Annotated in this window: 20 protein-coding genes, 1 tRNA gene and 1 pseudogene; 17 read left to right on the forward strand and 5 right to left on the reverse strand. The window is 69.9% G+C overall.

Annotated features, from left to right (window positions below):
• Positions 1-84: 84 nt before the first annotated feature.
• The gene (locus B2P18_RS09035; protein WP_376783713.1) at positions 85-1,914 is read right to left on the reverse strand and encodes a phosphoenolpyruvate carboxykinase (GTP); all 1,830 of its coding nucleotides are present in this window, start codon (positions 1,912-1,914) and stop codon (positions 85-87) included.
• Between the two features lie 119 nt (positions 1,915-2,033).
• On the opposite strand from B2P18_RS09035, the gene B2P18_RS09040 reads away from it, so the two are divergent.
• From B2P18_RS09040 to B2P18_RS18895, 3 genes and pseudogenes are all read left to right on the forward strand, one after another.
• Positions 2,034-2,840, forward strand: a complete 807-nt coding sequence (locus B2P18_RS09040) for a WecB/TagA/CpsF family glycosyltransferase (protein ID WP_286958177.1) — start codon at positions 2,034-2,036, stop codon at positions 2,838-2,840.
• 103 nt (positions 2,841-2,943) lie between these two features.
• A tRNA-Arg gene (locus B2P18_RS09045) sits at positions 2,944-3,016 on the forward strand.
• A gap of 543 nt (positions 3,017-3,559) precedes the next feature.
• Positions 3,560-3,721, forward strand: a pseudogene (locus B2P18_RS18895) (hypothetical protein); the annotation flags it as partial.
• Positions 3,722-3,867: 146 nt separating this feature from the next.
• Here B2P18_RS18895 and B2P18_RS09055 read toward each other — a convergent pair.
• Positions 3,868-5,904, reverse strand: coding sequence for a heavy metal translocating P-type ATPase (locus B2P18_RS09055; RefSeq protein WP_286958179.1), 2,037 nt, complete (start codon positions 5,902-5,904; stop codon positions 3,868-3,870).
• Positions 5,905-6,034: 130 nt separating this feature from the next.
• On the opposite strand from B2P18_RS09055, the gene B2P18_RS09060 reads away from it, so the two are divergent.
• From B2P18_RS09060 to B2P18_RS09070, 3 genes are all read left to right on the forward strand, one after another.
• The gene (locus B2P18_RS09060; RefSeq protein WP_019285259.1) at positions 6,035-6,742 is read left to right on the forward strand and encodes a response regulator transcription factor; all 708 of its coding nucleotides are present in this window, start codon (positions 6,035-6,037) and stop codon (positions 6,740-6,742) included.
• The gene (locus B2P18_RS09065; RefSeq protein ID WP_286958180.1) at positions 6,739-7,857 is read left to right on the forward strand and encodes a sensor histidine kinase; all 1,119 of its coding nucleotides are present in this window, start codon (positions 6,739-6,741) and stop codon (positions 7,855-7,857) included. The genes B2P18_RS09060 and B2P18_RS09065 overlap by 4 nt, the downstream gene beginning before the upstream one ends.
• Before the next feature lie 93 nt (positions 7,858-7,950).
• Positions 7,951-8,619 carry a DUF6803 family protein gene (locus tag B2P18_RS09070; RefSeq protein WP_037212943.1) on the forward strand — a complete coding sequence of 223 codons (669 nt, stop codon included), beginning with the start codon at positions 7,951-7,953 and terminating at the stop codon, positions 8,617-8,619.
• A gap of 2 nt (positions 8,620-8,621) precedes the next feature.
• Here B2P18_RS09070 and B2P18_RS09075 read toward each other — a convergent pair whose 3' ends face one another.
• Positions 8,622-10,523 (reverse strand): condensation domain-containing protein, encoded by a 1,902-nt coding sequence (locus tag B2P18_RS09075; RefSeq protein ID WP_286958181.1) that lies wholly within the window; start codon positions 10,521-10,523, stop codon positions 8,622-8,624.
• Positions 10,524-10,626: 103 nt separating this feature from the next.
• On the opposite strand from B2P18_RS09075, the gene B2P18_RS09080 reads away from it, so the two are divergent.
• The 6 genes from B2P18_RS09080 (at position 10,627) to B2P18_RS09105 (ending at position 18,138) form a co-directional block, all read left to right on the forward strand.
• On the forward strand, positions 10,627-11,178 hold the full coding sequence (locus B2P18_RS09080) for a DUF5709 domain-containing protein (RefSeq protein WP_286958182.1): 552 nt from the start codon (positions 10,627-10,629) through the stop codon (positions 11,176-11,178).
• Positions 11,179-11,385: 207 nt separating this feature from the next.
• On the forward strand, positions 11,386-12,591 hold the full coding sequence (locus tag B2P18_RS09085) for an NAD(P)-dependent malic enzyme (RefSeq protein ID WP_376783714.1): 1,206 nt from the start codon (positions 11,386-11,388) through the stop codon (positions 12,589-12,591).
• 218 nt (positions 12,592-12,809) lie between these two features.
• A complete protein-coding gene (locus B2P18_RS09090; protein WP_286958183.1) occupies positions 12,810-14,267 on the forward strand; it encodes a sugar transferase in 1,458 nt (485 codons plus the stop codon).
• A gap of 64 nt (positions 14,268-14,331) precedes the next feature.
• Positions 14,332-15,657, forward strand: a complete 1,326-nt coding sequence (locus B2P18_RS09095; RefSeq protein WP_286958184.1) for a hypothetical protein — start codon at positions 14,332-14,334, stop codon at positions 15,655-15,657.
• On the forward strand, positions 15,654-16,952 hold the full coding sequence (locus B2P18_RS09100) for a hypothetical protein (RefSeq protein ID WP_286958185.1): 1,299 nt from the start codon (positions 15,654-15,656) through the stop codon (positions 16,950-16,952). Before B2P18_RS09095 ends, B2P18_RS09100 begins: the two co-directional genes overlap by 4 nt.
• Entirely contained in the window at positions 16,933-18,138 is a 1,206-nt protein-coding gene (locus tag B2P18_RS09105) for a YveK family protein (RefSeq protein WP_286958186.1), read from the forward strand. Before B2P18_RS09100 ends, B2P18_RS09105 begins: the two co-directional genes overlap by 20 nt.
• A 17-nt stretch (positions 18,139-18,155) precedes the next feature.
• Here B2P18_RS09105 and B2P18_RS09110 read toward each other — a convergent pair whose 3' ends face one another.
• Positions 18,156-19,217 (reverse strand): hypothetical protein, encoded by a 1,062-nt coding sequence (locus B2P18_RS09110; protein WP_286958187.1) that lies wholly within the window; start codon positions 19,215-19,217, stop codon positions 18,156-18,158.
• A gap of 130 nt (positions 19,218-19,347) precedes the next feature.
• Positions 19,348-20,766, reverse strand: a complete 1,419-nt coding sequence (locus B2P18_RS09115; RefSeq protein WP_286958188.1) for a hypothetical protein — start codon at positions 20,764-20,766, stop codon at positions 19,348-19,350.
• A 310-nt stretch (positions 20,767-21,076) separates the two neighbouring features.
• On the opposite strand from B2P18_RS09115, the gene B2P18_RS09120 reads away from it, so the two are divergent.
• The 5 genes from B2P18_RS09120 to B2P18_RS09140 are packed head-to-tail and all read left to right on the forward strand — an operon-like array spanning position 21,077 to position 26,086.
• Positions 21,077-21,613 carry a DapH/DapD/GlmU-related protein gene (locus tag B2P18_RS09120; protein WP_034253968.1) on the forward strand — a complete coding sequence of 179 codons (537 nt, stop codon included), beginning with the start codon at positions 21,077-21,079 and terminating at the stop codon, positions 21,611-21,613.
• Positions 21,610-22,737: a glycosyltransferase gene (locus tag B2P18_RS09125; protein WP_286958189.1), complete on the forward strand. Its 1,128-nt coding sequence runs from the start codon at positions 21,610-21,612 to the stop codon at positions 22,735-22,737. Before B2P18_RS09120 ends, B2P18_RS09125 begins: the two co-directional genes overlap by 4 nt.
• A 15-nt stretch (positions 22,738-22,752) precedes the next feature.
• A complete protein-coding gene (locus B2P18_RS09130; RefSeq protein WP_286958190.1) occupies positions 22,753-24,021 on the forward strand; it encodes a glycosyltransferase in 1,269 nt (422 codons plus the stop codon).
• Between the two features lie 35 nt (positions 24,022-24,056).
• Positions 24,057-25,109: a GDP-mannose 4,6-dehydratase gene (gene gmd / locus B2P18_RS09135; RefSeq protein WP_286958191.1), complete on the forward strand. Its 1,053-nt coding sequence runs from the start codon at positions 24,057-24,059 to the stop codon at positions 25,107-25,109.
• The gene (locus B2P18_RS09140) at positions 25,106-26,086 is read left to right on the forward strand and encodes a GDP-L-fucose synthase family protein (protein ID WP_286958192.1); all 981 of its coding nucleotides are present in this window, start codon (positions 25,106-25,108) and stop codon (positions 26,084-26,086) included. The genes gmd and B2P18_RS09140 overlap by 4 nt, the downstream gene beginning before the upstream one ends.
• Positions 26,087-26,291: the final 205 nt, after the last annotated feature.

Genomic DNA, 26,291 nt, shown 5'->3' on the forward strand with positions numbered 1-26,291 from the left:
ACCACCCAACCTAAATGTGACTACCTGAGGTAGGTCTATCGGCCTGGCGTGCTAACCCGAGCTGATGTGACTACCTGAGGTAGGTCAGGCGTTGGCGACGCGGTCCTTGAGACCGTCGAGCTCGGCGCGCAGCTCGGCCGGCAGCTCGTCGCCGAACTTGCCGAACCACTCCTCGACCAGGGGGAGCTCCTTCTCCCAGCTGGCCTTGTCGAAGGCCAGCGCGGTGGCGAGCTGCTCGTCGGTCAGGTCGAGGCCGTCGGTGTTGATCTCCTCAGGCTTGGGCAGCAGGCCGATCGGGGACTCGACGCCCTCGGCCTTGCCCTCGAGGCGGTCGACGACCCAGGCGAGGACGCGGGAGTTCTCGCCGAAGCCCGGCCACACGAACTTGCCGTCGTCGTCCTTGCGGAACCAGTTGACCTGAAAGATCTTGGGCAGCTTGTCCGCGTCGCCCTTCTGGCCGATGGTGAGCCAGTGCTGGACGTAGTCACCGGCGTTGTAGCCGATGAAGGGCAGCATGGCCATCGGGTCGCGGCGCACGACGCCGACCGCACCGACCGCGGCGGCCGTGGTCTCCGAGGAGAGCGTGGCGCCCATGTAGGTGCCGTGCGTCCAGTCGCGGGACTGGGCCACGAGCGGGATGGTCGTGGCGCGACGCCCGCCGAAGAGGATCGCCGAGATCGGCACGCCGTTGGGGGAGTCGTACTCCGCCGCGGCCATCGGGCACTGGCTGATCGGTGTGCAGAAGCGGGCGTTGGGGTGGGCGGCCTTCTCCCCCGACTCCGGGGTCCACTCGTTGCCCTTCCAGTCGATGAGCTCGGCGGGCTTCTCGTCGGTCATGCCCTCCCACCAGACGTCGCCGTCCTTGGTGCGGGCGACATTGGTGAACACCGAGTTGCCGGCCTCGATCGTCTCCATCGCGGACCGGTTGGTGCTCCACCCCGTGCCGGGAGCGACGCCGAAGAGGCCGAACTCGGGGTTGACGGCATACAGCCGGCCGTCCTCGCCGAAGCGCATCCAGGCGATGTCGTCGCCGACCATCTCGGCCCTCCAGCCGGGGATGGTGGGGGCGAGCATGGCGAGGTTGGTCTTGCCGCAGGCGCTGGGGAAGGCGGCGGCGATGTAGTGGGTCTTGCCCTCGGGGTTGGTGAGCTTGAGGATCAGCATGTGCTCGGCCATCCAGCCCTCGTCGTGGGCGATGGCCGACGCGATGCGCAGGGCGTAGCACTTCTTGCCGAGCAGGGCGTTGCCGCCGTAGCCGGACCCGAAGGACCAGATCGCGCGCTCCTCGGGGAAGTGGACGATGTACTTGGTGTCGTTGCAGGGCCACGGGACGTCCTGCTCGCCCTCGGCCAGCGGCGCGCCGACGGAGTGCAGGCACTCGACGAAGTCGGCCTGCGTCACCTCCATCTGCTTGAGCACGTCCGAGCCGACGCGGGCCATGACGCGCATCGAGGCGACGACATAGGCGGAGTCGGTGATCTCGACGCCGTACATCGGCTGGTCGGCCTCGAGGTGGCCCATCACGAAGGGGATGACGTACATCGTGCGGCCCTTCATGCACCCCTGGTAGAGGTCGCGCATGATGCCCTTCATCTCGTCCGGGGCCATCCAGTTGTTGGTGAAGCCCGCGTCCTTCTCGTCCTTGGAGCAGATGTAGGTGCGGTCCTCCACGCGAGCGACGTCACCCGGGTCCGAGGCGGCGTAGTAGCTGTTGGGCTTCTTGTCCTCGGCGAGCTTGATGAAGGTCCCGGAGTCGACCAGCGCCTGGTTGAGCTGCGCGGCCTCCTCGTCCGTGCCGGTGATCCAGTGGATCTGGTCCGGCGTCGTCAGAGCGGCGATCTCCTCGACCCAGGCCGCGAGCTTCTTGTGCGTGGTGGACATGTGGATCCGGCCATCCCTTCTGGTTGCCGTCATTGGCAAGGCGTGCTTGTCACGGTAACCGCTGCCCACAGGCCCGGCCACCGAGAGACTCGATCTGCGGGGAAGGTCACACTGAGGCTCACCTTGCCTGACATAGTTGAGTCGAGATTCGTATGACGAGACGCGAGGAGTGCGGTCACGTGCAGCAGCTGCTGTTGGGTGGGGTCCAGGTCGACGCCGGGAGCGAGCAGGAGGTCATGGACCTCTATCGCGCCGCCCTGCGGGGCGAGGGCCGCCCGCTCGCCATCGAGTCCGCCAACCTCGACCACCTCCACTGGTACCCCTCAGGCTCGCACGACCGCTCTGCCGGCTCGGTGGGCGACGGCTCTGGCGGTCTGCGCTGGCTGACCCTCATGGACGGCGCGCCCTTCGTCCTCACGGCCAAGCGGGTGACCGGCGTGACCTACCCCCGGCTGACGGGCGCGAGCCTGCTGGAGCCCCAGCTGCGCGTCGCGGCCGAGGAGGGTGCGTCGGTCGGCTTCCTCGGCGGTATGCCGGACATGCACGTGCGTCTGCGCGAGGAGCTCGGCCGCCGTCTGCCGGACCTCCGCATCGCGGGGACCTGGGCCCCGGAGCGGGCCGACATCACCTCGCCCGAGGGCGCGGCCCGCTGGGCCGAGACGGTGCGCGAGGCCGGCACCGACGTCGCCGTCGTGGGGCTGGGCAAACCGCGCCAGGAGGACTGGATCCGCGACCACGGCATCGCGTCCGGGGCGCGGGCCCTGCTGGCCTACGGCGCGGCGGCCGACTTCATCGCGGGGACCGTGCAGCGGGCGCCGCAGTTCTACCAGGACAACCACCTCGAGTGGGCCTACCGCCTGTCGCGCGAGCCCAAGCGGCTGGCCCGTCGCTACCTGCTGCAGGGTCCGCCCTCGCTGGTTCGCCTGGTCACCCACACCCGGCCCCGCCGCCGCTACTGAGGCCGCCACCGGCTCGGGTCCGGTCGACCGATTTCGTGGGGAGGCCCCCTCTGCTGTAAAGTCGGACCTCGTTGCGGACGCCCCCACGGGCGGCGCAGCGACTGCACCCGTAGCTCAACGGATAGAGCATCTGACTACGGATCAGAAGGTTAGGGGTTCGAATCCCTTCGGGTGCGCTCTGTGTTGAGACAGAAGCAAGGGCCCCGGCCGGCGGAGACGCTGGTCGGGGCCCTTCGCATGCCCCTGGGTCCCTGCGGTCCTCACTGACGCCGAGCCGCGAGGCCCGAGCGCGAGGTCGCGGTGGAGGCGCGGGCGGCTGTCGATGCCGGCGCCTCAGCCGTTCACGTCCACCCCAAGGACGCCGCCGGGGTGGACACCTTGGACGCGATGACGTGGCGAGGTTCGTGCTGGCCGTTCGACAGGCGTGTCCGGGCGTTCCCGTGGGCGTGACCACCGGCGCCTGGGCGTCACCCGACCCGGCGGCACGGGTCCGGTCGGTCCGGTCGTGGACGGCGCTGCCCGACTTCGCCTCGGTCAACTGGCACGAGGAGGGAGCGGACGACGTCGCCGCCGCCCTGATCGACCGCGGCATCGGCGTCGAGGCCGGGATCTGGCCCGGGGAAGGGCTGGCCCGGTGGCAGGCCTCGCCCTGGCGCGGGAGCTGCTTGCGAGCCTTGGTCGAGCTGGCCGACGTCCCAGACGAGGATGCCGCCGCCTGGGTGGCCCGTCAGGCGACACCACTCGTCGACGGAGTCCACCGCCTCGAGCCGGAGCTCCCGGTCCTGCTCCACGGCGCAGAGGGCAGCACCTGGGCAGCCGTCGACCTCGCTGCCCGACTGGGGCTGGACACCCGGGTCGGCCTCGAAGACACCACCCGGCTGCCGGGCGGCGCGACCGCTGCCGGGAACGCGCAGCTGGTGGAGGCCGCCCTCACCCGCGTCGCCGAGGACCCGGTCGAGCAGAGCGCCCGCGGCCGATCCCGACAGCAACGACTGAGCGCGCGGCATGCCGCCGCGGCCTGCCGCGGTCAGGCGGCCCGGAGGCGGTGTGCGCTCTGTCCGGGGGAGAGGTCGAGACGGCGCAGGAGCTGCGCGTTGACGGCCACGACCACGGTGGACAGGGACATCAGGACGGCGCCGACGCTCATGGGGAGGACGAAGCCCACGGGTGCGAGCACCCCTGCGGCGAGTGGCACCGAGACGAGGTTGTAGCCGGCGGCCCACCAGAGGTTCTGGCGCATCTTGGCGTAGGTGGCCCGGGACAGCTCGACCACCGACAGGACCGACCGCGGGTCGGAGGATGCGAGGACGACGCCGGCCGAGCCGATCGCGACGTCCGTGCCGGCCCCGATCGCGATGCCGACGTCCGCCTGGGCGAGGGCGGGAGCGTCGTTGACGCCGTCGCCGACCATCGCGACCCGGCGGCCCTCGGCCTGCAGCTCTGCGACCTTGGCGGACTTGTCCTCCGGTCGGACGCCCGCAAAGACGCGGTCGATGCCGAGCTCGTGGCCGACGGTGTCGGCCACGGCCTGCGCGTCGCCCGTGATCATGACCACCTGTATGCCGAGGTCGTGCAAGGCGTCGACCGTCTCGCGGGACTCGGCCCGGATCTCGTCGGCGAGCCTCAGCGCCCCGGCCACCTCGCCGTCGACCAGGACGTGGAGGATGATCGCGCCCTCGGCGCGCCAGGCATCCGCCGCGGGGAGCTCGCGCTGGGCCCGGTGCTCGAGGAGCTGTGGACCACCGACCTCGACCACGGACCCGTCGACCGTTGCTCGGACGCCCACTGCGGGCGACGACGAGAAGTCGGTGGCGCGCCCCACCGAGATCGCTCGCGCCTGGGAGGCGCCGACGATGGCGCGTGCGAGAGGGTGCTCGCTGTCGGTCTCCGCGGCGGCGGCCAGCGCAAGCAGCTCGTCGGCCGAACGACCCCGGGCGGGCTCCACGGCGGTGACGGTGGGCTCGCCCTTGGTCAGCGTGCCGGTCTTGTCGACGAGCACGGTGTCCACCGTGCGCATGGACTCCAGCGCCAGTCGGTCCTTGACGAGGACACCTCCGCGGGCGGCTCGCTCGGTGGCGATCTGGACGACCAGCGGGATGGCCAGGCCCAGGGCGTGGGGGCAGGCGATGACGAGCACCGTGATGGTGCGGATGACGGCCGAGTCCGGCATACCCGCACTGGTCCAGACGATCGCAGTCACGATCGCGGCCGCGAGCGCGAACCAGAACAGCCAGGCCGCAGCCCTGTCGGCGATCCGCTGGGCTCGCGAGGTGGACGACTGGGCGTCGGCGACCAGAGCGCAGACCCCGGCGAGGGTGGTGTCGTCACCGACGGCCGTCACCTGGACCCGCAGGCCCGAGTCGGTGGCGACGGTGCCCGCGACCACGGCGTCGCCGGCTGCCCGGCGGACGGTCCGCGACTCGCCGGTGATCATGGACTCGTCCATGCTGGCGGACCCGGCGACGATCCGGCCATCCACCGGGACCGAGGCCCCCGGACGGACGACGACGACGTCACCGACCACCAGCTCGGAGGGGTCGACGGCAACCACGTCGTCGCCGACGACCTTCTCGGCCTCGTCCGGGAGGAGGGCGGCGAGCGAGTCGAGCGCGGAGGTGGTCTGGGCCAGAGACCTCATCTCGATCCAGTGCCCGAGGAGCATGATCACCACCAGCAGCGCCAGCTCCCACCAGAAGTCGAGGGTGTGGTCGACCAGCCCCAGGCTCGCGCCCCAGGAGGCCCCGAACGCAACAGTGAGGGCGAGCGCGATGAGCAGCATCATGCCGGGCCTGCGCGAGCCTGTCTCCGACCAGCCGCCCTCGAGAAACGGTCGGCCGCCCCAGAGGTACATCACCGTGCCGAGGACCGGTGAGACCCATGGCAGCCAAGAGCTCTCGGGCAGGGAGTAGCCGGCGAGCATCGCGAACATCTCGCTGAGGCCGACGACCGGGACGGCAAGGACCAGCATCACCCAGAAGAGGCGGCGAAAGACCTCGACGTGGTCCGCGTGCTCGTGCCCGCCGTGGTCGTCGTGACTCCTGTGCTGGGCGTGGTCGTGACGCATGGTCCTGGTCCTCTCGATGTCATATACCCCTAGGGGGTATATGACGGAACAGACTCGCCCCACCGGGTATTCCACCGGGGCCTCGTGCGAAAGAACGTGGGAAAGCCGTCGGGTGCGTGACACTGGGGCCATGCAGCCCGCACCTGCACCGGTCCGTGCCCTGGTCGTCGATGACGAGCCCGTGCTCGCAGGCACGGTTGCCACCTACCTGGACCGGGCCGGCTTCCAGACGTGCGTGGTCGCGGACGGTCGCGAGGCGGTGGAGGTCGCCCGTGGGTGGGTGCCCGAGGTGGTGGTGCTCGACCTGGGCCTGCCCGGGCTGGACGGCGTCGAGGTGTGTCGCCAGATCCGCACCTTCTCCGACTGCTACGTCCTGATGCTGACCGCGCGCGCCGACGAGGTCGACCTGCTGGTGGGGCTGTCCGTGGGGGCCGACGACTACATGACCAAGCCGTTCAGCGCGCGCGAGCTCGTCGCCAGGGTGCACGTCCTGCTGCGTCGCCCGAGGTCGGGTGGGCTGGTCCAGCGCTCGGCCCGCCGCATCTTCGGTGACCTCGTGATCGACCCCGACGCGCGGGAGGTCGAGGTGGGAGGGGTGCTGGTCGACCTGACGCGCACCGAGTTCGACGTACTCGACGCCCTGTCCAGCCAGCCGCGGCTCGCGTACTCGAGGCGCCAGCTCGTGGACGCCGTCTGGGGGCCTGACTGGGTCGGCGACGACCGCCTGGTCGACGTGCACGTCGCCCACGTCCGCCGCAAGCTGGGCGACGATCCCGCCAGCCCGCGCTACGTCTCCACCGTGCGTGGCGTCGGCTACCGGATGGGGACGGGGCGATGAAGTCCCGACGGGTGAACGGGTCGCTGACCCACCGGCTGGTGCTCGCCCAGGTGGCGGTGATCGCCGCGATGACCGTCACTATGGTCGTCGCAGCGCTCATCGTCGGGCCGGCGGTGTTCGACCAGCACATGCACGAGGCGGGCCACGGCGAGCAGCCGCAGCTCCTCGCACACGCCCAGGAGGCGTTCCGGTCCGCGGGGCTGGCGTCGATGGGGGCCGGTGTCGCGCTCGCGGTCCTGGCGGCGGTCGGGGCCAGCGCCTTCTTGACCCGCCGGATCGGCCGCGCCCTGGACGCGCTCGCCAGGGGCGCCGACGAGGTCGCCCAGGGCCACTACGACCAGCCGGTGATGATGCAGCCGACGGGGCGAGAGCTGGACGCCGTGGCACGGACGTTCAACGCCATGGCCGGGCAGATCGCCGGCACGGAGGCCACCCGTCGCCGCCTGCTCACCGATCTCTCGCACGAGATGCGCACCCCGATCGCGGCGATCCAGGTGACCCTCGAGGCGGTCGAGGACGGTGTGACACCCCTCGACGACGCGACGCTCGACACGCTGCGCGCCCAGACCCGGCGCCTCGAGCGCCTCGCCACCGACCTCAAAGACGTGTCTGCTGCCGAGGAGGGGCGGCTCGACCTGCGGAGAGAGGCGGTGGACCCGGCCGATGTGGTCCGGGCGGCCACCGGTGCGGCGGCTGCGGCATACGGCCGTCAGGGGGTGCGCCTGGAGCTCGACGTCGGCGAGGACCCTCCTGCGCGGGTGCGCGCCGACCCGTCACGGCTCGGCCAGGTGGTCGACAACCTCCTGCGCAACGCGCTGCAGCACTGCACGGCGGGGGACGGGGTCCGGATCGAGGTGCGCAGCCGCGCGACGGGCACCACGGTCGCGGTCAGCGACACCGGGTCGGGCATCGCGGCTGAGCACCTCCCGCACGTGTTCGAGCGCTTCTACCGCGCTGACCCGGGACGGCGCCGCGATCCCGAGTCCGTCACGGGGACCGGTGTGGGACTGTCCATCTCGCAGGCCATCGTCTCGGCCCACGGAGGCACCCTCGACGTCCGCAGCGACGGCCCGGGCACGGGAGCGACCTTCACCATCGCCTTGCCCCCGGCCTGACCTTCATAGAACCTTCACAGTTCCTGCGGCAGCTCTTCGCAAGCGTGGCGCAGCGTGGTCCCCATCGAGCTCGACCGAACCCGGGAGACCATCATGAGCACGCTGACCGCGGCCACCCCCGCCACGACCGATCACGCACCGCGGCGCGGTGCCGCCACCACCCTCGCGGTCCTCACGGCGCTGGCCGTGGTCGGCGGCCTGGTGGCGCCCGACCGCACCCAGGGCAGCGGCATGGACGGGATGTCGATGACGCATTACATGGGCCTGCTCGCGGTCCAGCAGCCCTGGAACCTCTTGCTGTTCATGGCGATTCCCGTGATCCTCGCCGAGACCCTGGCGATCACGGAGCTGGTCATCCTGTTTGCCCGCCCTGCGCCGTCGTGGGTGCACGGGCTCAGCCGCTGGGCGGGCCTGCTCGCGGGGCCGGTGATGGTCGCGATCCTCGTCCACCTGCTCCGGCACGCCGTCATCCCGCTCACCCTCGACGGTGGATGGCGAGGGCCGGCCGATGTCATCGCGGTCCTGGCCTACCTGCTCGGCGCCGTGCCGATGGTCGGCATCAGCCTCGTGGCGGCGGGCCTGATCGCGCGGGACGAGCGCCACGCCCGCAAGCTGCACGTGGTCTTCGTGGCGGTGTTCCTCGTGGTCGCCCACGTCGCCATGATCGCCGGGATGCTCGACCCCGCCGTCATGGGGTGGACCCAGGGCGGCGGGCAGCACGAGATGCCGGGCGGCACGATGATGCCCGGCATGCACCACTGAGCTCAGACGAGGGCGCTCAGGTGCACGACGGGTCGGGTGCCCGAGGGCGCGGTCTGCTTGGCGGCGCGGGCGACGTCGGCCTCCGACGCGCCGGGGGTGAGCGTGACGGTGAGGGCCAGGCGGCGGCCCTCCCACGTGGCGGTGCACGACTCGACCCCGTCGAGCAGGGCCACGTCGTGGGCCACACCGTCGGCCTCGACGTGCCGGCCGTAGACCTGCCGCCGCCCCTCCACGGGGCCGTGCGCCACCACGCGTCCGTCCGGGAGGAGCGCCGCGAGCTGCCCGGTGGCGACGGTCCCTGACGCGGTGCGGGCGACGAGCTCGCCGACCTGGGTGAAGCCCGTCGTCCGACCGAGGGCGTCACGGATCGCGTAGCCACGGGGGGCGGCGGCGTCGAGCCCGGGCACCGTCAGCTGGTCCGGGGAGAGGACGTCGCCCCAGCGCGGGGCGGGGGCGTCCGGCGCGCTGCCGGTGCGCGGGCGGGCCAGGACCGCGGCGGCCTCGGCCTCCTCCGGCAGCAGGTGGTCGACCTCCGTCAGCGGCGTGGCCAGCGTGGCGTGGCTGGCGAGGCGCGCGACGAACGTGGCGAACCGCTCGGCGTGCCAACGGGTCTGCTCGGCCGTGTAGATCTCGCGATGGGCCTCGCACTCGATCGCGAGGGAGCCGTCGGCCAGCGGATGGATGGTCAGCAGCAGGTCGTAGACAGGTCCGCGTTGCAGGGCCTGCGTCGTGACGGTGACCCCGGGGATCACGGGGTCGTCGTCATACGGCATGACGTTGATCGTGGGCCCGTGGAGTCGGCCGGCCCGCCAGGCCGACGGCACGGCCTCGAAGATCGTCTCCGTCGGCGTCTGCTGGTGGGGTCGGGTCGAGCGGGCGCTGTCGATGACCCGTTGGGTGAGGGAGGCCAGGTCGTCGTCGGGCTCGACGGGGACGCGCAGCGGCAGGACGCGCATCATGTTGACCGTCGTGGCGAGGTCGATGGCGGTGTCGCGGCCGAGGACGGGCACGCCGACCACGGCTGAGTCCTCCTCGCTGACGCGAGCGACGTATGCCGCGCCCGCCGCGATCAGCGGGTAGGTCCAGACGCGGTTGCCGAGGGTCGCGCCAAGACCCACGCGCACCGACGACGGCAGCACCACGTCGTGGCGGTGGGGGCGGGCGACGACGTGGTGGGCCCGGTCGGCGGGGGAGACCCGCTCGGGCGCCCCCTGGAGGTATTCGCGCCAGAAGTCGCGCTGATCGTCCTCGGACCGTCGCGGCTGGGCGACGAGATCCTCCACGGAGGGGTAGGCGCGGTCCGGGAGCTCCGTGCCGGAGACGAGGTGGTTGTAGTGCTCCACGACGCGGTTGCGCCCCAGCCAGGCACCGTAGCCGTCGACCACGGCGTGCAGGGCTCGCTGAAGCCACCAGACTCCGGTGCGTCCCGCGAGCAGCACGTGCCGGACCAGCGGCCCGCCGGTGTGGACGTCCCAGGGCTCGGCGCAGAGGCGCTCGGCCAGCTCCCGTGCCGCCGTGCGCTCGTCGTCGAGGTCGTGGACGTCAGCGGCGTCAGGGGCGTCAGGGACAGCAGTGGCATCAGGGGCGTCGAGGCGGGAGACGACGTCGAGCCGGGAGACGGTGACGACGTCGTCGGTCAGGTCCGCGACGTACTGCCGTGCGGGCTCGGTGCTCACGTCCACCCTCAGCCGCAGGGTCGGCATCTCGACCGAGACGCGGCGCACGGCATCGGCCAGCGCGTCGGCGTCCACGGGCCCGGCGAGCTCCGTCAGGAGCGCGACGCTCCAGGCGGGGGAGCCGGGGTCGGCCAGGTGCCCCTGCAGCATCCCGCGCTGGGCGGGCACGAGGGGGAGACGAGGGGGGAGGGGGCGGCCGGCGCTGGGGCCGGCGTCCGTGTCGGGCACGCCGATCAGGATAGGTGAACGGCGCGAGCAGCGGGGTCGAGTGCGCCGGACGCTCCCGCCGGGCGACGCCGTCGCGTCGGCCCGCCGTGGCAGAGTGGGCCCCATGAGCGACCAGTTCGATCTCGAGCCCGGCGACAGCGGCGACCAGGACTCCTTCAGCATCGATGACGAGACCCAGCTGAGCGGCGAGGACCAACTCCTTGAGCGAGGGGTGGACGACCTGCTCGACGAGGGCTACTCACCGCCCGAGCGACCGCGGGAGGTCGAGAGCTATGGCATCACCGCCCAGGAGCAGCACGACGGCGAGACCATCGACATGCGGCTCGAGGAGGAGCTGCCGGACGACCCGCAGGACGAGCACGACCCCCGCGCGCACGTGCGCCAGGGCGACGACCGCGTCGGTGGCGACGACCCGGACGCCATCGCCGCTGAGGACGACTTCCTCGGCGACCCCGAGGTGGGCGACCGTCGTGCCGGCCGGCTCGTGGCGCCGGACGAGGGCGCGCACGAGGACCGTGAGTCGGATCTCGTGGCCAACGACGAAGGGTTCAGCGGAGGTGCTGCCTCGGCCGAGGAGGCCGCCGTCCACGTGATCGACGGCGACCGTGACCTGGACCAGGACGAGGACGACCGCGAGTACCCGCGCCTGGGCTGACCCGGTCTGCTGTGACCGAGGGCACGGTGACGGCCGGCATACCGGCCGGTAGCCTGTGGGGACCGTGATCGCCCGACGGTGGCTCGGCTCCCACCACGGAGTCGTCTGCCGAGGGGTGACGCACCGAGACCATCGGCTCGAACGGCGACCCATCCCGTCGCGACGACCACGCGCCCAGCGCTGCCACGCCGTCCTTTGGGGTCTGCCATGTCCTATGCCCACGCGTCCCGCCTGACCACCACGCCGGATCCGATCGTCCCCGACCCGACCGACCCGATCTTTGCCATGCACCTCGGCGGCAAGATCGAGACCGCCCTGCGGTGCGAGGTCCGGGACGCCACCGACCTCTCTCGTGCCTACAGCCCGGGCGTGGCCAAGGTGTGCACGGCCATCGCGGAGAACCTCTCGCTCGTCGACACCTACACCTCCCGCGCCTCGACCATCGCGGTCGTCAGCGACGGGACCGCGGTCCTCGGGCTGGGGGACATTGGGCCGCACGCCGCGATGCCGGTGATGGAGGGCAAGGCGATGCTCTTCAAGCACTTCGGTGGCCTCAACGCCGTCCCGATCTGCCTCGACACGACCGACGCCGACCAGATCGTCGAGACGGTGGTGGCGCTCGCGCCGACCTTCGGCGGCATCAACCTCGAGGACATCAGCGCCCCGCGGTGCTTCGAGATCGAGCAGCGGCTCAAGGACCGGCTCGACATCCCCGTCTTTCACGACGACCAGCACGGCACGGCGATCGTCACCCTGGCCGGGCTCATGAACGGCGCGACGGTCCTCGGTCGCGAGCTGGCTTCCCTGCGCATCGTCATCACCGGGGCCGGGGCGGCGGGCGTCGCCATCACCAAGGTGCTGCAGCGCGCAGGGGTGCGCGACATCGTGGTCTGCGACCGCCAGGGCATCATCGGCTCGCACCGCGGTGACCTGCCGCCCCACAAGAGGCAGCTTGCCGCCACCACCAACCACCGGGACCTGTCCGGCGACATCTCGCGGGCACTGCGCGGCGCCGACGTGCTGATCGGCGTGGCCGGGGGCACCGTGCCGGAGGCAGCGGTGAGCCGGATGGCCGAGGACGCCATGATCTTTGCGCTTGCCAACCCCGACCCCGAGGTCCACCCCGACATCGCGGCCCGTCACGCGGCCATCGTGGCGACGGGCCGCAGCGACTACCCGAACCAGATCAACAACGTCCTCGCCTTCCCCGGGATCTTCAAGGGGGCCCTGAGCGTTGGTGCTTCCCGCATCACGGAGGGCATGAAGCTGGCAGCCGCCGAGGCCATCGCAGCCTGTGTCCCTCACCCCACGCCCGATCGTGTGGTTCCCAGTCCGTTCGACCCTGCGGTGGTCGAGTCGGTCACCCGATCGGTCGCACGCGCCGCTCAGATGGAGGGTGTCCTTCGTCACTGACGTGACAGATGGGCGTAACCAGGCGTATGGAGACCCGCTAAAGAGCCACACCCTACGTGTCGGTCCAGGGCCGATGGGGTGAGTACCGCTTCGCAGTTGGCCCGATAGATACGCGCCGGTCACCTCGGTGCGAGAGCCTGTGCGGGTGGGCCGGTCGGTCCTCGTGCAGGCGTCTCGGCTCACCGACGCAGTCGCACCTCATCCTGAAGAAGACGGGCATGACAGACGTGATCGACTCGCGCGGCAAGCATCGCGCCGTGAGCGGCTCTACTCGCCCGCGCCCTCGTCTGCTCACGGACCCCGAGCTCCACGCCTACACGCCCACGCTGTGGACCAGGGTGCGCAGCGTCGCGGCGGCGACGGTGATCGCCGACGTGACCGCCTGCCTGCTCGCCTGGCTGCTGACCGGCATCGACGCCCGTCCCGCGCTGCTGATGACGGCGATCGTCGTCGCGCTCTTTGCGGGGAGCAAGCTCTATGACTCGCGGCTCAACCTCTCCGCCCTGGACGACCTGCCCGCCATCGCCGGCCGCTGGATCATCGCGTGCGCCGCCGTCGCCATCGTGGGGGCCGGGGTGGAGAGCCGCCCGATGGCCAACGTCGTCGAGGAGCTGCACGTCCTGGCCTTCCCCCTCGCCCTGCTCGCCCTCGTGCTGATCGGTCGCGCCCTCGTCTACGCCGCCATCCGCTGGGCCCGCCGGACGGGACGCGTGGGGCACCGAGCCCTGATCCTCGGCGCCGGTGTGGTCGGTCACGAGATCGCCCAGCTGCTGCAGGACCACCCGCAGTACGGCCTGCGCCCCTACTGCTTCCTGGACAGCGACCCCAAGGTCGTCGACTCCATTGATGTCCTCCCGGTCCTCGGCGGGCCCGAGGAGCTCGAGCGCACCCTGACCGACAACCGGATCCACGTCGTGATCGTCGCCTTCTCCTCGATGAAGGAGTCGGAGATGGTGCCGCTGATCCGCACCTGCGACCGCCTGGAGTCCGAGCTCTTCGTCGTCCCCCGCCTCTACGAGCTGCACCACGTCGAGGGAGACATGGACACCGTCTGGGGCGTTCCGCTGGTGCGGCTGCGGCGGTCGGCATACCGCTCGCCCATGTGGCGCGTGAAGCGGCTGGGCGACATCGTGCTGTCCGGCCTGGCGCTGGTCGTCCTGTCCATCCCCATGGCGCTGGTCGCGCTCGGTGTCCGGCTCGACGGCGGGCCGGGGATCATCTTCAGGCAGGAGCGGGTGGGGGTCGACGGTCGTCCCGTCACCGTCATGAAGTTCCGCTCCATGCGCCCCGTTAACGAGGCCGAGTCGCAGACCAACTGGAACATCGCCAAGGACAACCGGTTGAGCGCGTTCGGCAAGTTCATCCGCAAGACCTCCCTCGACGAGCTCCCGCAGCTGATCAACACCTTGCGCGGCGACATGAGCGTCGTGGGCCCACGCCCCGAGCGCCCATACTTCGTGGAGCAGTTCCAGCAGATGTACCCCGCCTACGGTGCCCGCCACCGCGTGCCCTGCGGCCTGACCGGCTGGGCAGCCGTCAACGGGCTGCGCGGCGACACGTCGATCGCCGAGCGCGCGCGTTTCGACAACTACTACATCCAGAACTGGTCACTCTGGCTGGACATCAAGATCATCGTGCGCACAATCGGCTCCGTCGTCACCGGTTCCGGTGGCTGAGCCCGCCTCAGGGCGAGACGCGATGAACGCCCAACCCATACCGTCTGTCACGTCGAGGAGGAAGATGCGGATCCTCGATGTTCGTCAAAGGCTGTCGGGCTCGCGCCGTAACGGCTTGATGTTCGCGGACACCGCGGTCAATGCCTTGACCGGTGTCTTTCTCGTGGCAGGGGCTGCCCGACATCTGGACCCCCGACAGCTCGCCGCGTTCTCGCTGGCTCAGCTGATGGTGACGACCATGATCGGCATCCTGCGCAGCGCCGTCTACGGGCCAGCCATGGCTGCCCAGCGATCCACCGGTCGTGCCGTGGTGCCCGCCGACTGGGCCGTTAGCATCTCAGCCCCCATCGGGGTGATCATGAGCGCTGGGTTGGTTCTCCTGGTGCCTGGACTGGGCTCAGACATTCTCCCTACCTTTGCCGGCATGTCGGCCGTAGCAGCAGTGGTGCTGGCCCAGGACGGGCTTCGCTCTGCGCTCCTGTCCCGAGAGCTTCCGGGTTGGGCGCTCGCCGGCGACGTGCTGACCTTCGTGACGATCATGGTTTCGATCATTGCTGGCCTGATGCCGGAGTCGGCGCTCGCGGTGCTTGGCGTCTGGGCCGCGACCGTCTCCGGGGGAGTGGTGGTTGCCCTGGTTGGCCTGCGGAGGTCTCGAGGCGGCTACACCCGCCAGTCGCTGGCATCTGCGTGGAAGCTCGGACGTTGGGCCACCCTGGACGCGGTGTTCGCTGCCATCGCCTACCTCCTGCCGATGTTCATGGCCACCCTGTACGTGGGGAACAACGCGGCGGGCACATATCGAGTGCTGCAGACCGCTCTGGGCCCCTTGAACATCATCCAGACCACGGTGGTGACTGTGTTCGGGCTCGACGCCTGGCAGACCACCACCATCGCCGGCCTCAGAGCACTCAAACGCAAGGTAAGTCTGCTGTTCGGTGGCCTTTTCGGCCTCTCGGCTGTCTGCGCCGGCGCGGGTCTGCCCATCATGATCGCCATAACGCACCTGAGTGATCCACACCTCGCGCGGATCGCGATCATCGTCGCTGCTCACGGGATCATGACCGCGACGACCACCCCGTTCCTGGCTGCATCGCTGGCGTTGGGCTACCAGAAGTTCGGTGCTTTCATCAGATTCGTGGTGCTGATCGCCTGTGTCGGCGTCAGCCTCCCGGTGGCTGGTTCGCGATGGGTCCCCTGGCACGACCCCATCGGAACCGCGATGTTGGTGTCCTCTGGCTTCACGTTGGCCGGCTGGATGATCTCTTACGCCGCGGCCTCCCGGCGCGAGGAGGTGCTCCTCACAGGCGATGGAGCCCGTGCCTCCGCGGCCGGGGGCCGGTCTCCGCGATACCGGGGGCGGCACCGCCCGCCCGGCAGACTTGCCTCGTGACGCTCGCCCTGGCCGTGGCCCTCGTACTTGGCGCGCTGGCGGGTGCGCTGGTGCGGTCGCGCCCCACCGCCCTGCCTGGACTGTTGTGCGGCGGCATTCTCCTGCTCGTGGCGGCGGCGAGCCCCCACGTGTGGAACTGGGCCAGGGTGCGCAACGGGTCCGGCCTGCCGACCAACTACATCGCCGACGTGTCACTGGACTCGGAGGCGGCTCAGGCATTCCTGTTCGCCGCCGTCGGATCCTTCCTCGGCGGCGTCCTGGTTGCGGTGTTCGTGCCTCCAGCCCCCAAAGTGGCTCCCCTGGGAGTCGATCGCGTGGCGCGTCTGGTGCGTTGGGCGTCCGTCGTCCTGCTGCTGATGTGGTGCCTCGGCGCCGGCCCAAGCCTGTGGTACCGCGCGGTGTACCTCGAGAGTGACGGCATCAAGGCGTTTACCAACATCGCCAGTCTGCTGGGGCCACTGGTGGGGGTGGCGGGGCTGGCGACCGCCCGGCAAGCCCCGACTCGTCGCGACCGGTTGATGGCCTACGCACTGGCTGGGGCCTGGTTCGTCCTCACCTCGTCGCTGGGTTCCCGGGTCTCGCTGCTCTTTCCCGTCCTGGGTTTCGGACTCTTCCTGCAGTGGGCCATCCACCGGCGTTCGTGGCGTTGGGGGATCGTCGCCGCCGGTCTCACCTATCCCTTCGTCTACGTCTGCCTGGCGGACTTCGCCTTGACACTCTTGGTCCGGTCGACCCCCCACGGCCTCAGCATGTATCTGACCAACCTCAGCTCTCCGCAGGTGCCCCAGCTGGGCGATCCAGCCGCGTGGGTGGCCCCCGTGCAGTGGTTGGGCTCTTCGATCTCCGCGTCCACGGTCATCACGGAGTTCTCGGTGGCCTATACCCCCGGCGCAGACGTCCTGCTCGTGAACGCCAACCCCTTGCCCTCCGGGCTTGCCTCCGCCGTGGACCCCTTCTCTGCCGAACGGTTCTGGCCCTACGAGTGGATCCCGCTGTCGTTCGCCGGTGAGTGGTACGGCGCGCTCGGGCCCTTGGCCCAGGTCCTACTCTTCGCCAGCATCACCGGGTATGCCGGCGTGGCCACCGAGGTCTTCAGGCGTCGCGGACTGCCCATCGGGACCGCCATGGTCCTCGCACTGGTCCTGCTGTCAATGCTGATCTCGATCCAGTACCCGTCCAGGATGTTCTGGAGACTGATCAGCATGGTCGTGCTGCTGCCGTTCGGGGCGCCCGTCCTCACTGCCCTTCTTCGCAACGTTCCCACCAGGAGTGTGTATGCCTCTGTTGTCCGATGAGCGGGTCCGACGATGGCTGCTGCCGGCAGTGGTTGCGGGCGCCTGCGCCGTCCTGGGCGGGCTGCTCGGCGGCATCGCCGTCCGTGGACAACCCGCCGTCTATGCGGCGTCGGGAAGCGTCCTGCTCACCCCGGGAGAGACGTCTGTGGGCAGCGATGCCATGGCCAATTCGACCTACATGCAGACCCAGGTCCAGACGTACGCCGAGATGGTGGGGACACCGCTCGTCCTAGGACGCGTCGTGAAGGAGCTTGGCTTGTCCGAAAGCGCGAGCCAGCTCAGCGGGAGGGTCTCCGGCAAGGCCACGCTCAACACAGCCATCATCGATGTCTCCGCGCGCGCTTCCTCCGCCGAGGAGGCTATGAGAATCGCCGATGGCGCGCAGCGCTCCCTCATCGCGACGGTGGAAGCGATATCCCCGAAGTCGTCCCGGGGTGGAGGCCCACTTGTCGAGGCTCGCGTCCTGCGCGCAGCGTCGGCACCCCCCGGACCGACGTCGCCCCAGAGATCGGTGTGGGTCTTGATGGGGGCCGCCGTAGGCGCGGGAGTGGGCTGGCTCGTCGGCAGCCTCCTGAGCCGACTACGTGAGCGGGCCCGCCGTACGGCGCGGCACCACGTGATCCCCGGGGCGGACAAAACGGACGAGGCCGTGGTTGCCGTCGGGCGCCGGGGTCCTCGGGCGGGCGCCTATCGAGCGCTGGTCGCCCCGCTGCTCGGTGGGCCACGAACGGATGAGGCGCGAACCGTTGTGGTGCTTGGCGATGACCATGACCAACGCCACGGCGTGAACATCTCTCTCGTGCTTGCCGAGACCGGGCACTACGTGGTTGCCCTCATGGACAGGGTGGCTGCTGGCGACCTCGATCCGATCACGTGGCGCGAGCTGATGACGGCGCAACTGCCCTCGGGAGAGGGCGTCCGGAACGAGCCGGTATGGGTCGTCGATTGGGACGGACTGGTCGCCAACGAGGTGCTCAGCCGGCTGAAGCAGGTACGTCCGCACGAGCCAGGACGCCCCGTGATGGTGGTCGCCGTTTGCAGGTCCCTCGACGACACGCTCGGCAGCAGCTCGTGGATCGCGGAGGGGGGCGCCGTGATCGCTACCGACGAGAAAGAAGGACGGCTGGTGAGCAACCTCCTGGGGCCCGAGGACCTTGGCCGACTCGTCGTCCTTCAGGACGGCTGAGGTCCCCGGACCCCGCGTCAGCCCCGTGGGACCTCGCTCGCGGGCCAGGGAACCTCGTAGGCACGAGCAGCCTGCCGGGTACGGCCGATGTGGTTGACAACGAGACCCACCATCGGAGCTCCGGCGTCGACCAACCGTGTGACGGCATCCTCGACGTCCTTCAGCCGTGCCCGACGGGAGTCGACCACGAGGATCACTGCATCGACGTTGGGCGCCACGGACTGCGCCAGGGCCGACTCGGACGCGGCCGGAGCGTCCAGTACGAGCGTGCAGTCCGCGGAGCGGCCCGCGAGGGTGGGCCGTGCGTCCCGCAGCTCGAGGAGGTGCGCCTCGTGACCGTCGTCCAGCCGGTCGGCAAGCACCCACCCGGCGATGGTGCTAGCCCCCGAGCCGGTCCGGTCGGGAAGGACCAGCAGAACCGGGTGACCGTCGTCGCGCAGTCGGCTGGTCAGCAAGGACCTGGCCTCCATGAGCTGGCGATCGGCGTGGGACGTCCCCGGGTCAGCCACGTCCAACTCCGGCAGGTGGGGGACGGCGGTCAGGACCGGAACTCCAACGAACTCTCTGAGCTGCTGAGCCGAGTAGATGCGCGGCCGCAGCAGGGTGTTCAGCAGGAGCAGCCCGGCCGTGGTGATCAGGCCGAGCGTGGCGCCGAGGGCGATATGGGCCGCGGCGCCCAGACCATCGTCGCCCACCGGTGCGCTCGGTGCGCTGATGCGCACCAGTCGAATGGATCCGCCGGGGGAGACCGCCAGCTTCTCCACCTCCGCGACCTTTGCCGTCAACTGAGCTCCCCAGGCATCGGCGAGACGCTGGGCCTCCGCGGGATCTGTGGACGTCGCCCGCACCATGATGTCGCTGGTGCCGGTAGGAGCCGTGAAGGACATCGACCTGAGCAGATCGTCCGGGCTGCGCGGCAGCCTCAGCTGCCCGGCCACCCTGGTCGCGATCTCGTCGCTGCCGGCGAGGTCCTTGTAGGACAGAACCCTGCCTTGCAGCAAGTCCGCGCTGGGCGGTTGTGCTGTGGGGGAGGTGGCGACGAACCGCACCGAGCTCCGGACTTCTGAGGTGTAGGTCACGGAGTGCAACGCCTTGGTGAGCCAGCCTAGGGATCCTCCTATCAGGACGGCCAGGCAGAGCCACGTCAAGTGCCGACGTAGAACCTCTCGGACGAGTCCGGCAGGGAAACGCCCCTCGACGGACCGGATCTCAGGCATGATGTCTCCTTCTCGAGCCTAGGAGGGGATGCGGATCATCGTCAGGGATGCCGCGAGGTGATCGCGCCGAAACCCACCAGATGGCGACCGCTGCAACCGCAAAAAGGGAGGCAGCCTGCAGCAAGGATCCCCGGATCAGTAGCAATGAGTAGAACGGAAATATGCATCCCGTGATCCCGGGCGCGGCGTGGTGCAGCAGTTGCACATGATGTTTGCGGTCCAGCGTGCGTGCCATCATTCCCACCAGGAAGAACCCGATCACAACTCCGGCGATGCCAAAATTGATATAGAATTCCGACCATAGCGGAGCAGACAGGTTAGTGAAACCATATGATTTATAGTTGGCGAGAAGGATGCCGGTGTCGAATGGCTTGTCGGGCCATACGGTGCGTGGCACCCAGAACAAGAACACCCCGGCGAGCTGGCGCCCCCCGGTAAGGCCCTCGTGAGCCACGTAGTCGACGGTATTGACGATCTGCGCGAACGCATCGAAGTCACCCGACTGTAGTGCGCTCAAGGCGTGGCCGGAGCCGCCGATGCTTGTCGATCCCCGAAAGACGTTGAGAAGCGGGAAGACCATGAGCATGCCCACGAGCGCAGACCCCGCCACCGCGCGGAATCGGCGCTGAGTGGCGTAGCCACCCACGGCCGCGAGGCCACCGAGGAAGACCGTCCCAACCATGAAGCGAGGGCTGCTCAGAGGGTTGTTGAAATAGGCGAGAGCGATTCCGGTGACCCAGGCGCCGGCCAGCCAGCGCGCTTTGGCCCGGCCTGTCGACAGACGGAAGAGCTGGATCTGACCGACCAGCGCCACCAGCAGGCCCATGCTGGCCCACCCGAAGACAAGTGCCCCCATGACCGCGTTGGGGAATGCCGTCTCCTGCACTGCGCCGAAGGCATAGCGGTTGAGAAAAAGACTCGCCGGACCCACCTTCCACACGTAGATGATGCTCATGGCGAAAGAGAACAGGCTCAGCGCCGCCGTGCGACGAGGGCTGATCGCTGGGAGGGACGACGCAGTCTCCAGCGGAACCCGCCGGCCAGCAGCACTGCCAGCCACCGCCGCCAGCATCCCGGCGTAGACGATGCCCCACGCCCCGTCGACATAGTGGGAGTCGAGCCTTGGGGTGGTGCCGATCTCGTCGCCCAGTCGCTGTTGGACGAAGGGTGCGCAACCCAGGAACACATAGGTGAAGAGCCACAAAACCATCTCGTAAAGGTGGCGGGATGCTGAAGCAATGATCCATGCATAACGGGCTCCCGCCAAGATCATCACACCGACCGCGGGCCATGGGGCGGGACTCCAAAAGCCGGTCTGGGTGCCTATCGTTAGTAGCGCGGGGACGATGACGCACAGAAGCACGCCCAGCGATCCGCCAGTCAACATCGCCCGCTGCGGTCTCTGCTCCACCGGTCCCCCTTGTCGTGACGCTCGACAAGAGCCTGGCGTCGCACCCTGACATTATGTTTTCCGCCGCGGGTGGTGGCAAATGTGCACCCAGCCACCCACTTTGGGTTCCTCGTCCGGCTAGGAGGCCAGGCCTCAGGGCGAAGAAGTAGCCGATCGCACTCAGGCGGCTACTATCTGTGACATTTCAGATTTGATGCTTGCGGCGGCCTTGAAAGTGCTCAAATGATGCGGCCCCTGCCCATAGGCTGGGTCCCGCAACGTTCGGGCCAGGCCTTGCCGGCCCTTTCTGCTGAGCCTTGAGGAGACGCCCGTGCCCGTTCGACGTCGCTTGTCGACCTTCACCGGGTTCGGTTACGACAAGGGGCGACCGTTGCCGGTCTGTGCCGCCTGGGTCCTCTTGGAGCCGCTGCTGAGGTCGGTGCTCGTCCCGAGCCGGTTCCGGGTCCGCGTGCTGCGTGCCTTCGGGGCTGAGATCGGGACCGGGGTCCTGCTCCGGCACGACGTCCGCATCCACTGGCCGTGGAAGCTGCGCATCGGCAGCGACTGCTGGGTCGGGGTGGGGGCCTGGCTCCTCAACCTCGAGCCCATCACCATCGGCGACGACGTGTGCATCTCCCAGGGCGTGCTGCTGTGCACCGGCAGCCACCAGGCCGACAACCCGGCCTTCGAGTTCGACAACGCGCCGATCCACGTCGAGGACGGCGCCTGGATCGCCACGCGAGCCACCATCCTGCGAGGCGTCACGATCGGTCGGGACGCGGTCGTGGGAGCCACCGCCCTGGTGGTCAAGGACGTCGAGCCGGGAGCCCGCGTGCTGGCCCCCCAGGCGAAGGTGCGGTCGGCGTGAGGGTGCTGCAGGTCGTCTCGCTCGTCAGCCCGCAGGGCGAGTATGGCGGACCAACCCGCGTGGCCCTCGCCCAGTGCCGGGCACTGCGCGACGCTGGCCACGACGTGGTCCTGGCGGCGGGCAGCTGGGGTTACGACCCGGTCCCGAGGGAGGTGGACGGTGTCCGGGTCCGGCTCTTCCACGCGGTCGCACCGATGCCTGGCAGCTTCTACGGGCTGGCCAGCCCAGGGCTGGTGTCCTTCGTCGCCCGAGCCGGGGCGACGGCCGACGCCGTCCACGTCCACCTCGCCCGCGACCTCGTCACGCTGCCCGCAGCGCTGGCGACGCACCTGCGGCGGCGGCCGTACGTCCTGCAGACACACGGGATGGTCATCCCCTCCCGCAACCCGCTGGCAGGCCCCCTGGACCTGACCATGACCCGTCGGGTTCTCCGCGGTGCCGGACGCGTCTTCTACCTGACCGATGCCGAGCGCGAGAGCCTGCAGGAGGTCGCCACCCCGCTGCGGCTCGAGCATCTCCGCAACGGCATCGACCTGCCACCGCGGACCCCGCTACCTTCCCTGACCGGCGCGGCTCCGCGGGTGCTCTTCCTCGCCCGCGTCCAGGCGCGCAAGCGTCCCCTCGACTTCGTGGAGATGGCGGTCCGGCTCGCCCCGCGCCACCCCGGCGTGAGGTTCCGCATGGTCGGGCCGGACGAAGGTCTGGGCGAGGAGGTCAGGGCTGCCATCGCCCGCAGCGGTCTCGGGGACCGGCTCGTCTGGGACGGTCCGCTCCCGCCCGACCAGACCGCTGCCGCGATGCGTGCCGCCGACATCTACGTCCTCCCGTCCGTGGACGAGCCCTACCCGATGTCGGTGCTGGAAGCGATGTCGCTCGGGCGCCCGGTGGTGGTGACCAACTCGTGCGGGTTGGCCCCGATCATCGCGCGCCGATCCGCCGGCGCCGTCGCCCCCGAGGGCCCGGCCGGCGTGGCCCATGCGGTGGACCGGCTGCTATCCGACCCGGTGCTGCGAGAGCAGGCCGGCGCCCACGCGCGCGACGCCATCCGCGTCGAGCTCGGCATGGAGGCCGTCGTGGCTCAGCTCGAGCACACCTACCGTGACGTCACCACCCGCACCAGCTAAGGACCGCCACCCGTCATGAAGATCCTCATCGTCTGCCTGAACTATGCGCCCGAGCCGTCCGGCACGGCGCCGTACACGGCCGGTCTCGCCCAGGGCCTCGTCGACCTCGGGCACGAGGTCCGCGTCATCGCGGGCATCCCGCACTACCCGAGCTGGGCCAACTACACGGGCTTCACGGGACGTCGCCGGGACGAGGTCGTCGACGGGGTGCCGGTGACCCGGCTGTGGCACACCATCCCCAGCTCCGACGGTGGCCCCGGCCTCGGACGGGCCGTCATGGAGCTGACCTTCGGCGTCCACACCGTGCTGGCGCGGTGGGGCAGGCCCGACCTGGTACTGACCGTGAGCCCGGCGCTGATCTCGTCCGGCTTCGCGCTCGTCCGCGCCCGAATGAGCCCAGGGCGCCCTCGCACCGCCATCTGGGTGCAGGACATGTACTCCACCGGGCTGGCCGAGCTGGGGAGCGCCGGCGCGGTCGCGGCTGCGGCGTTCAAGATCCTGGAGCGTGGGGTGCTGGGTCTGGCCGACGGGGTGTCGGTGATCCACGAGCGGTTCCGGCGCTACGTGGTGCAGGAGGTGGGGGTCGACGGGAGCAAGGTGGTCGTCAACCGAAACTGGGCTCACCTGCGGACCGACCCGCACGGCGTCGATGTCCGCCAGATGCGGGCCACGCTGGCAGGGGACCCCGACCGCCCGATCGCGCTGCACGCCGGCAACATGGGCGCCAAGCAGGGCCTGGAGAACGTCGTCGAGGCGGCTCGCCTGGCTCAGCAGCAGCAGTCGGACGTGATGTTCGTGCTGGTGGGCGACGGCAACCAGCGTGCCCGGCTGGAGGAGCTGGGCGCCGGCTGCGCCAACCTGACGTTTGCCCCGGCGCTGCCTGACGGCGAGTTCCGGGCCGCCCTGGAGGCCGCAGACGTGCTGCTGGTCAACGAGAAGGCCGGCGTCAAGGAGATGGCCGTGCCGAGCAAGCTGACGTCCTACTTCCGCGTGGGTCGTCCCGTCGTGGCCGCGACATCGGACGACGGTTCCTGCGCCGACGAGGTGCGGGCGGCGGACGCCGGGCCCGTCATACCGGCAGGGGACCCGGCCCTCATGCTGAGCACCGTCGAAGCGCTTGTCGCCGATCCTGACGGCTCTCGCAGGTATGTCGAGTCCGCCACCGCCTTCGCGGCGGCGAACCTCTCGGCAGCGTCGGCCATCTCTGGCTTCTCGGCGTGGCTGCAGGGTCTCGTCGAGCGTCGCCGGGCCGTCACGGCGCCGACTCTCGCCGACTCGCACTGAACTTCTTCGCACCACTACCCCTCGGAAGGCACCACGTGACCAAGCGCGCGCTCATCACTGGCATCACCGGGCAGGACGGCTCCTACCTGGCCGAGCTCCTGCTCAGCAAGGGATACGAGGTGCACGGGCTCATCCGCCGCGCCTCGACCTTCAACACCCACCGCATCGACCACCTCTACGTGGACCCCCACGACGAGGGCGCCAAGCTGTTCCTGCACTACGGCGATCTCAGCGACGGCGCCCGGCTCGTGACACTCGTCGGGGAGATCAACCCCGACGAGGTGTACAACCTGGCGGCGCAGTCCCACGTGCGCGTGTCCTTCGACGAGCCCGAGCACACGGCGGACACGACGGGGGTGGGGTCGATCCGTCTGCTGGAGGCGATCCGGGTCGCGGGTGTGCGGCCGCGCTTCTACCAGGCGTCGACCTCCGAGCTGTTCGGCGCCACGCCACCGCCGCAGGGCGAGGACACCCCGTTCTACCCGCGCTCGCCCTACGGGGTCGCCAAGCTCTACTCGTACTGGATCACCAAGAACTACCGCGAGGCGTACGACATGTTCGCCGTCAACGGGATCCTCTTCAACCACGAGTCGCCGCGCCGCGGCGAGACCTTCGTGACGCGCAAGATCACCCGCGCGGTGGCCGCGATCAAGGCCGGCCAGCAGAAGCACCTCTACATGGGCAACATCGACTCGGTCCGCGACTGGGGCTACGCCCCGGAGTACGTCGAGGGCATGTGGCGGATGCTGCAGGTGGACGAGCCGGAGGACTTCGTCCTCGCCACCGGTCAGGACTACACCGTCAAGGACTTCCTGACGATGGCCTTCGAGCACGCTGGCCTGGACTGGCAGGAGCACGTGCGCTTCGACGAGCGCTACCTGCGGCCCACCGAGGTGGACGCGCTCATCGGCGACGCCTCCAAGGCGAAGGAGAAGCTCGGGTGGGAGGCCAAGGTCCACACCCCGGAGCTCGCGCGAATCATGGTGGACGCCGACATCGAGGCCCTGGCCTGCGCCGGCACCCCCTGGATCGACACGCCGACGACCCGAGGGCCCAGCAGCCACATCCCCAAGGCGGTTGCGCGATGACGGCCGTCGACGGGGTTAACCACACCCCGGGCCCGCTGGACCGCGACGCCGTGACGTATATCGCGGGCCATCGCGGGCTCGTGGGGTCGGCGGTCTGGCGACACCTGGAGTCCTCCGGGTTCGCTCGGCTCGTGGGGCGCTCCTCCTCGAAGCTGGACCTGAAAGATCGAGACGCCACCTTCAGCTTCTTCGCCGAGACCAAGCCGCGCTACGTCGTCCTGGCCGCGGCCAAGGTGGGCGGGATCCTCGCCAACAACACCTACCCGGTGGACTTCCTCTCGGACAACGTCCGCATCCAGGTCAACGTGCTCGACGCCGCCCTGCAGCACGGGGTGGAGCGGGTGCTCTTTCTGGGGTCCTCCTGTATCTACCCGAAGTTCGCGGAGCAGCCCATCCGCGAGGACTCGTTGCTGACTGGGCACCTCGAACCCACCAACGACGCCTATGCCATCGCCAAGATCGCCGGGATCCTGCACGTCCAGGCGGTCCGCCGCCAGCACGGCCTGCCCTGGATCTCCGCCATGCCGACCAATCTCTACGGGCCGGGCGACAACTTCGACCCCGCGGGCTCGCACGTCATGCCGGCCATGATCAGGCGGTATGACGAGGCCGCGGCCGCGGGTGCTCCGGTCGTGACCAACTGGGGCTCGGGCGCGCCGCGCCGCGAGTTCCTGCACGTCGACGACATGGCCGCCGCCTGCCTGCACCTGCTGGAGCACTACGACGGTCCGGGGCAGGTCAACGTCGGCACCGGGACTGATGTCACCATCAAGGAGCTGGCGGGCGTCGTCGCCGCCGCCGTCGGTTACGAGGGGTCCATCGAGTGGGACACCTCGAAGCCCGACGGCACACCCCGCAAGCTGCTGGACGTGTCGACACTGCGGGGCTCGGGCTGGGAGCCGCAGATCAGCCTTGAGGAGGGGGTGCGCACGACGGTGGAGTGGTACCGCACGCACGCGGCTGACCGTCGCAACTGACGAGCACCAGGGCTGGCACTACGCCAGCGCCTGCATCGGGTCGCCAGTTGAGGGCGGGTCCTCGACCAGCGAGACTGACCAAGGCGGGGTGGGCACCGCGACGCGGGGACGTCGCGGGCCGACGATGGACGAACCAAGAAGGGACACTGACGATGGCGACCGTGGGGGAACCAACCTGGATCGGTCGACCAGGTCGGGCGCTAGC

Origin of the sequence: Arsenicicoccus sp. UBA2120 (assembly GCF_002330965.1) — a bacterium.
GTDB lineage: Bacteria > Actinomycetota > Actinomycetes > Actinomycetales > Dermatophilaceae > Arsenicicoccus > Arsenicicoccus bolidensis.

Coding starts and splice junctions, on each gene's coding strand:
- B2P18_RS09140 (WP_286958192.1), top strand. CDS start 25,106: ATGACGGCCGTCGACGGGGTTAACCACACCCCGGGCCCGCTGGACCGC.
- B2P18_RS09065 (WP_286958180.1), top strand. CDS start 6,739: ATGAAGTCCCGACGGGTGAACGGGTCGCTGACCCACCGGCTGGTGCTC.
- B2P18_RS09090 (WP_286958183.1), top strand. CDS start 12,810: ATGACAGACGTGATCGACTCGCGCGGCAAGCATCGCGCCGTGAGCGGC.
- B2P18_RS09105 (WP_286958186.1), top strand. CDS start 16,933: ATGCCTCTGTTGTCCGATGAGCGGGTCCGACGATGGCTGCTGCCGGCA.
- B2P18_RS09130 (WP_286958190.1), top strand. CDS start 22,753: ATGAAGATCCTCATCGTCTGCCTGAACTATGCGCCCGAGCCGTCCGGC.
- B2P18_RS09085 (WP_376783714.1), top strand. CDS start 11,386: ATGTCCTATGCCCACGCGTCCCGCCTGACCACCACGCCGGATCCGATC.
- B2P18_RS09070 (WP_037212943.1), top strand. CDS start 7,951: ATGAGCACGCTGACCGCGGCCACCCCCGCCACGACCGATCACGCACCG.
- B2P18_RS09055 (WP_286958179.1), bottom strand. CDS start 5,904: ATGCGTCACGACCACGCCCAGCACAGGAGTCACGACGACCACGGCGGG.
- B2P18_RS09080 (WP_286958182.1), top strand. CDS start 10,627: ATGAGCGACCAGTTCGATCTCGAGCCCGGCGACAGCGGCGACCAGGAC.
- B2P18_RS09040 (WP_286958177.1), top strand. CDS start 2,034: ATGACGAGACGCGAGGAGTGCGGTCACGTGCAGCAGCTGCTGTTGGGT.
- B2P18_RS09060 (WP_019285259.1), top strand. CDS start 6,035: ATGCAGCCCGCACCTGCACCGGTCCGTGCCCTGGTCGTCGATGACGAG.
- B2P18_RS09035 (WP_376783713.1), bottom strand. CDS start 1,914: ATGACGGCAACCAGAAGGGATGGCCGGATCCACATGTCCACCACGCAC.
- B2P18_RS09095 (WP_286958184.1), top strand. CDS start 14,332: ATGCGGATCCTCGATGTTCGTCAAAGGCTGTCGGGCTCGCGCCGTAAC.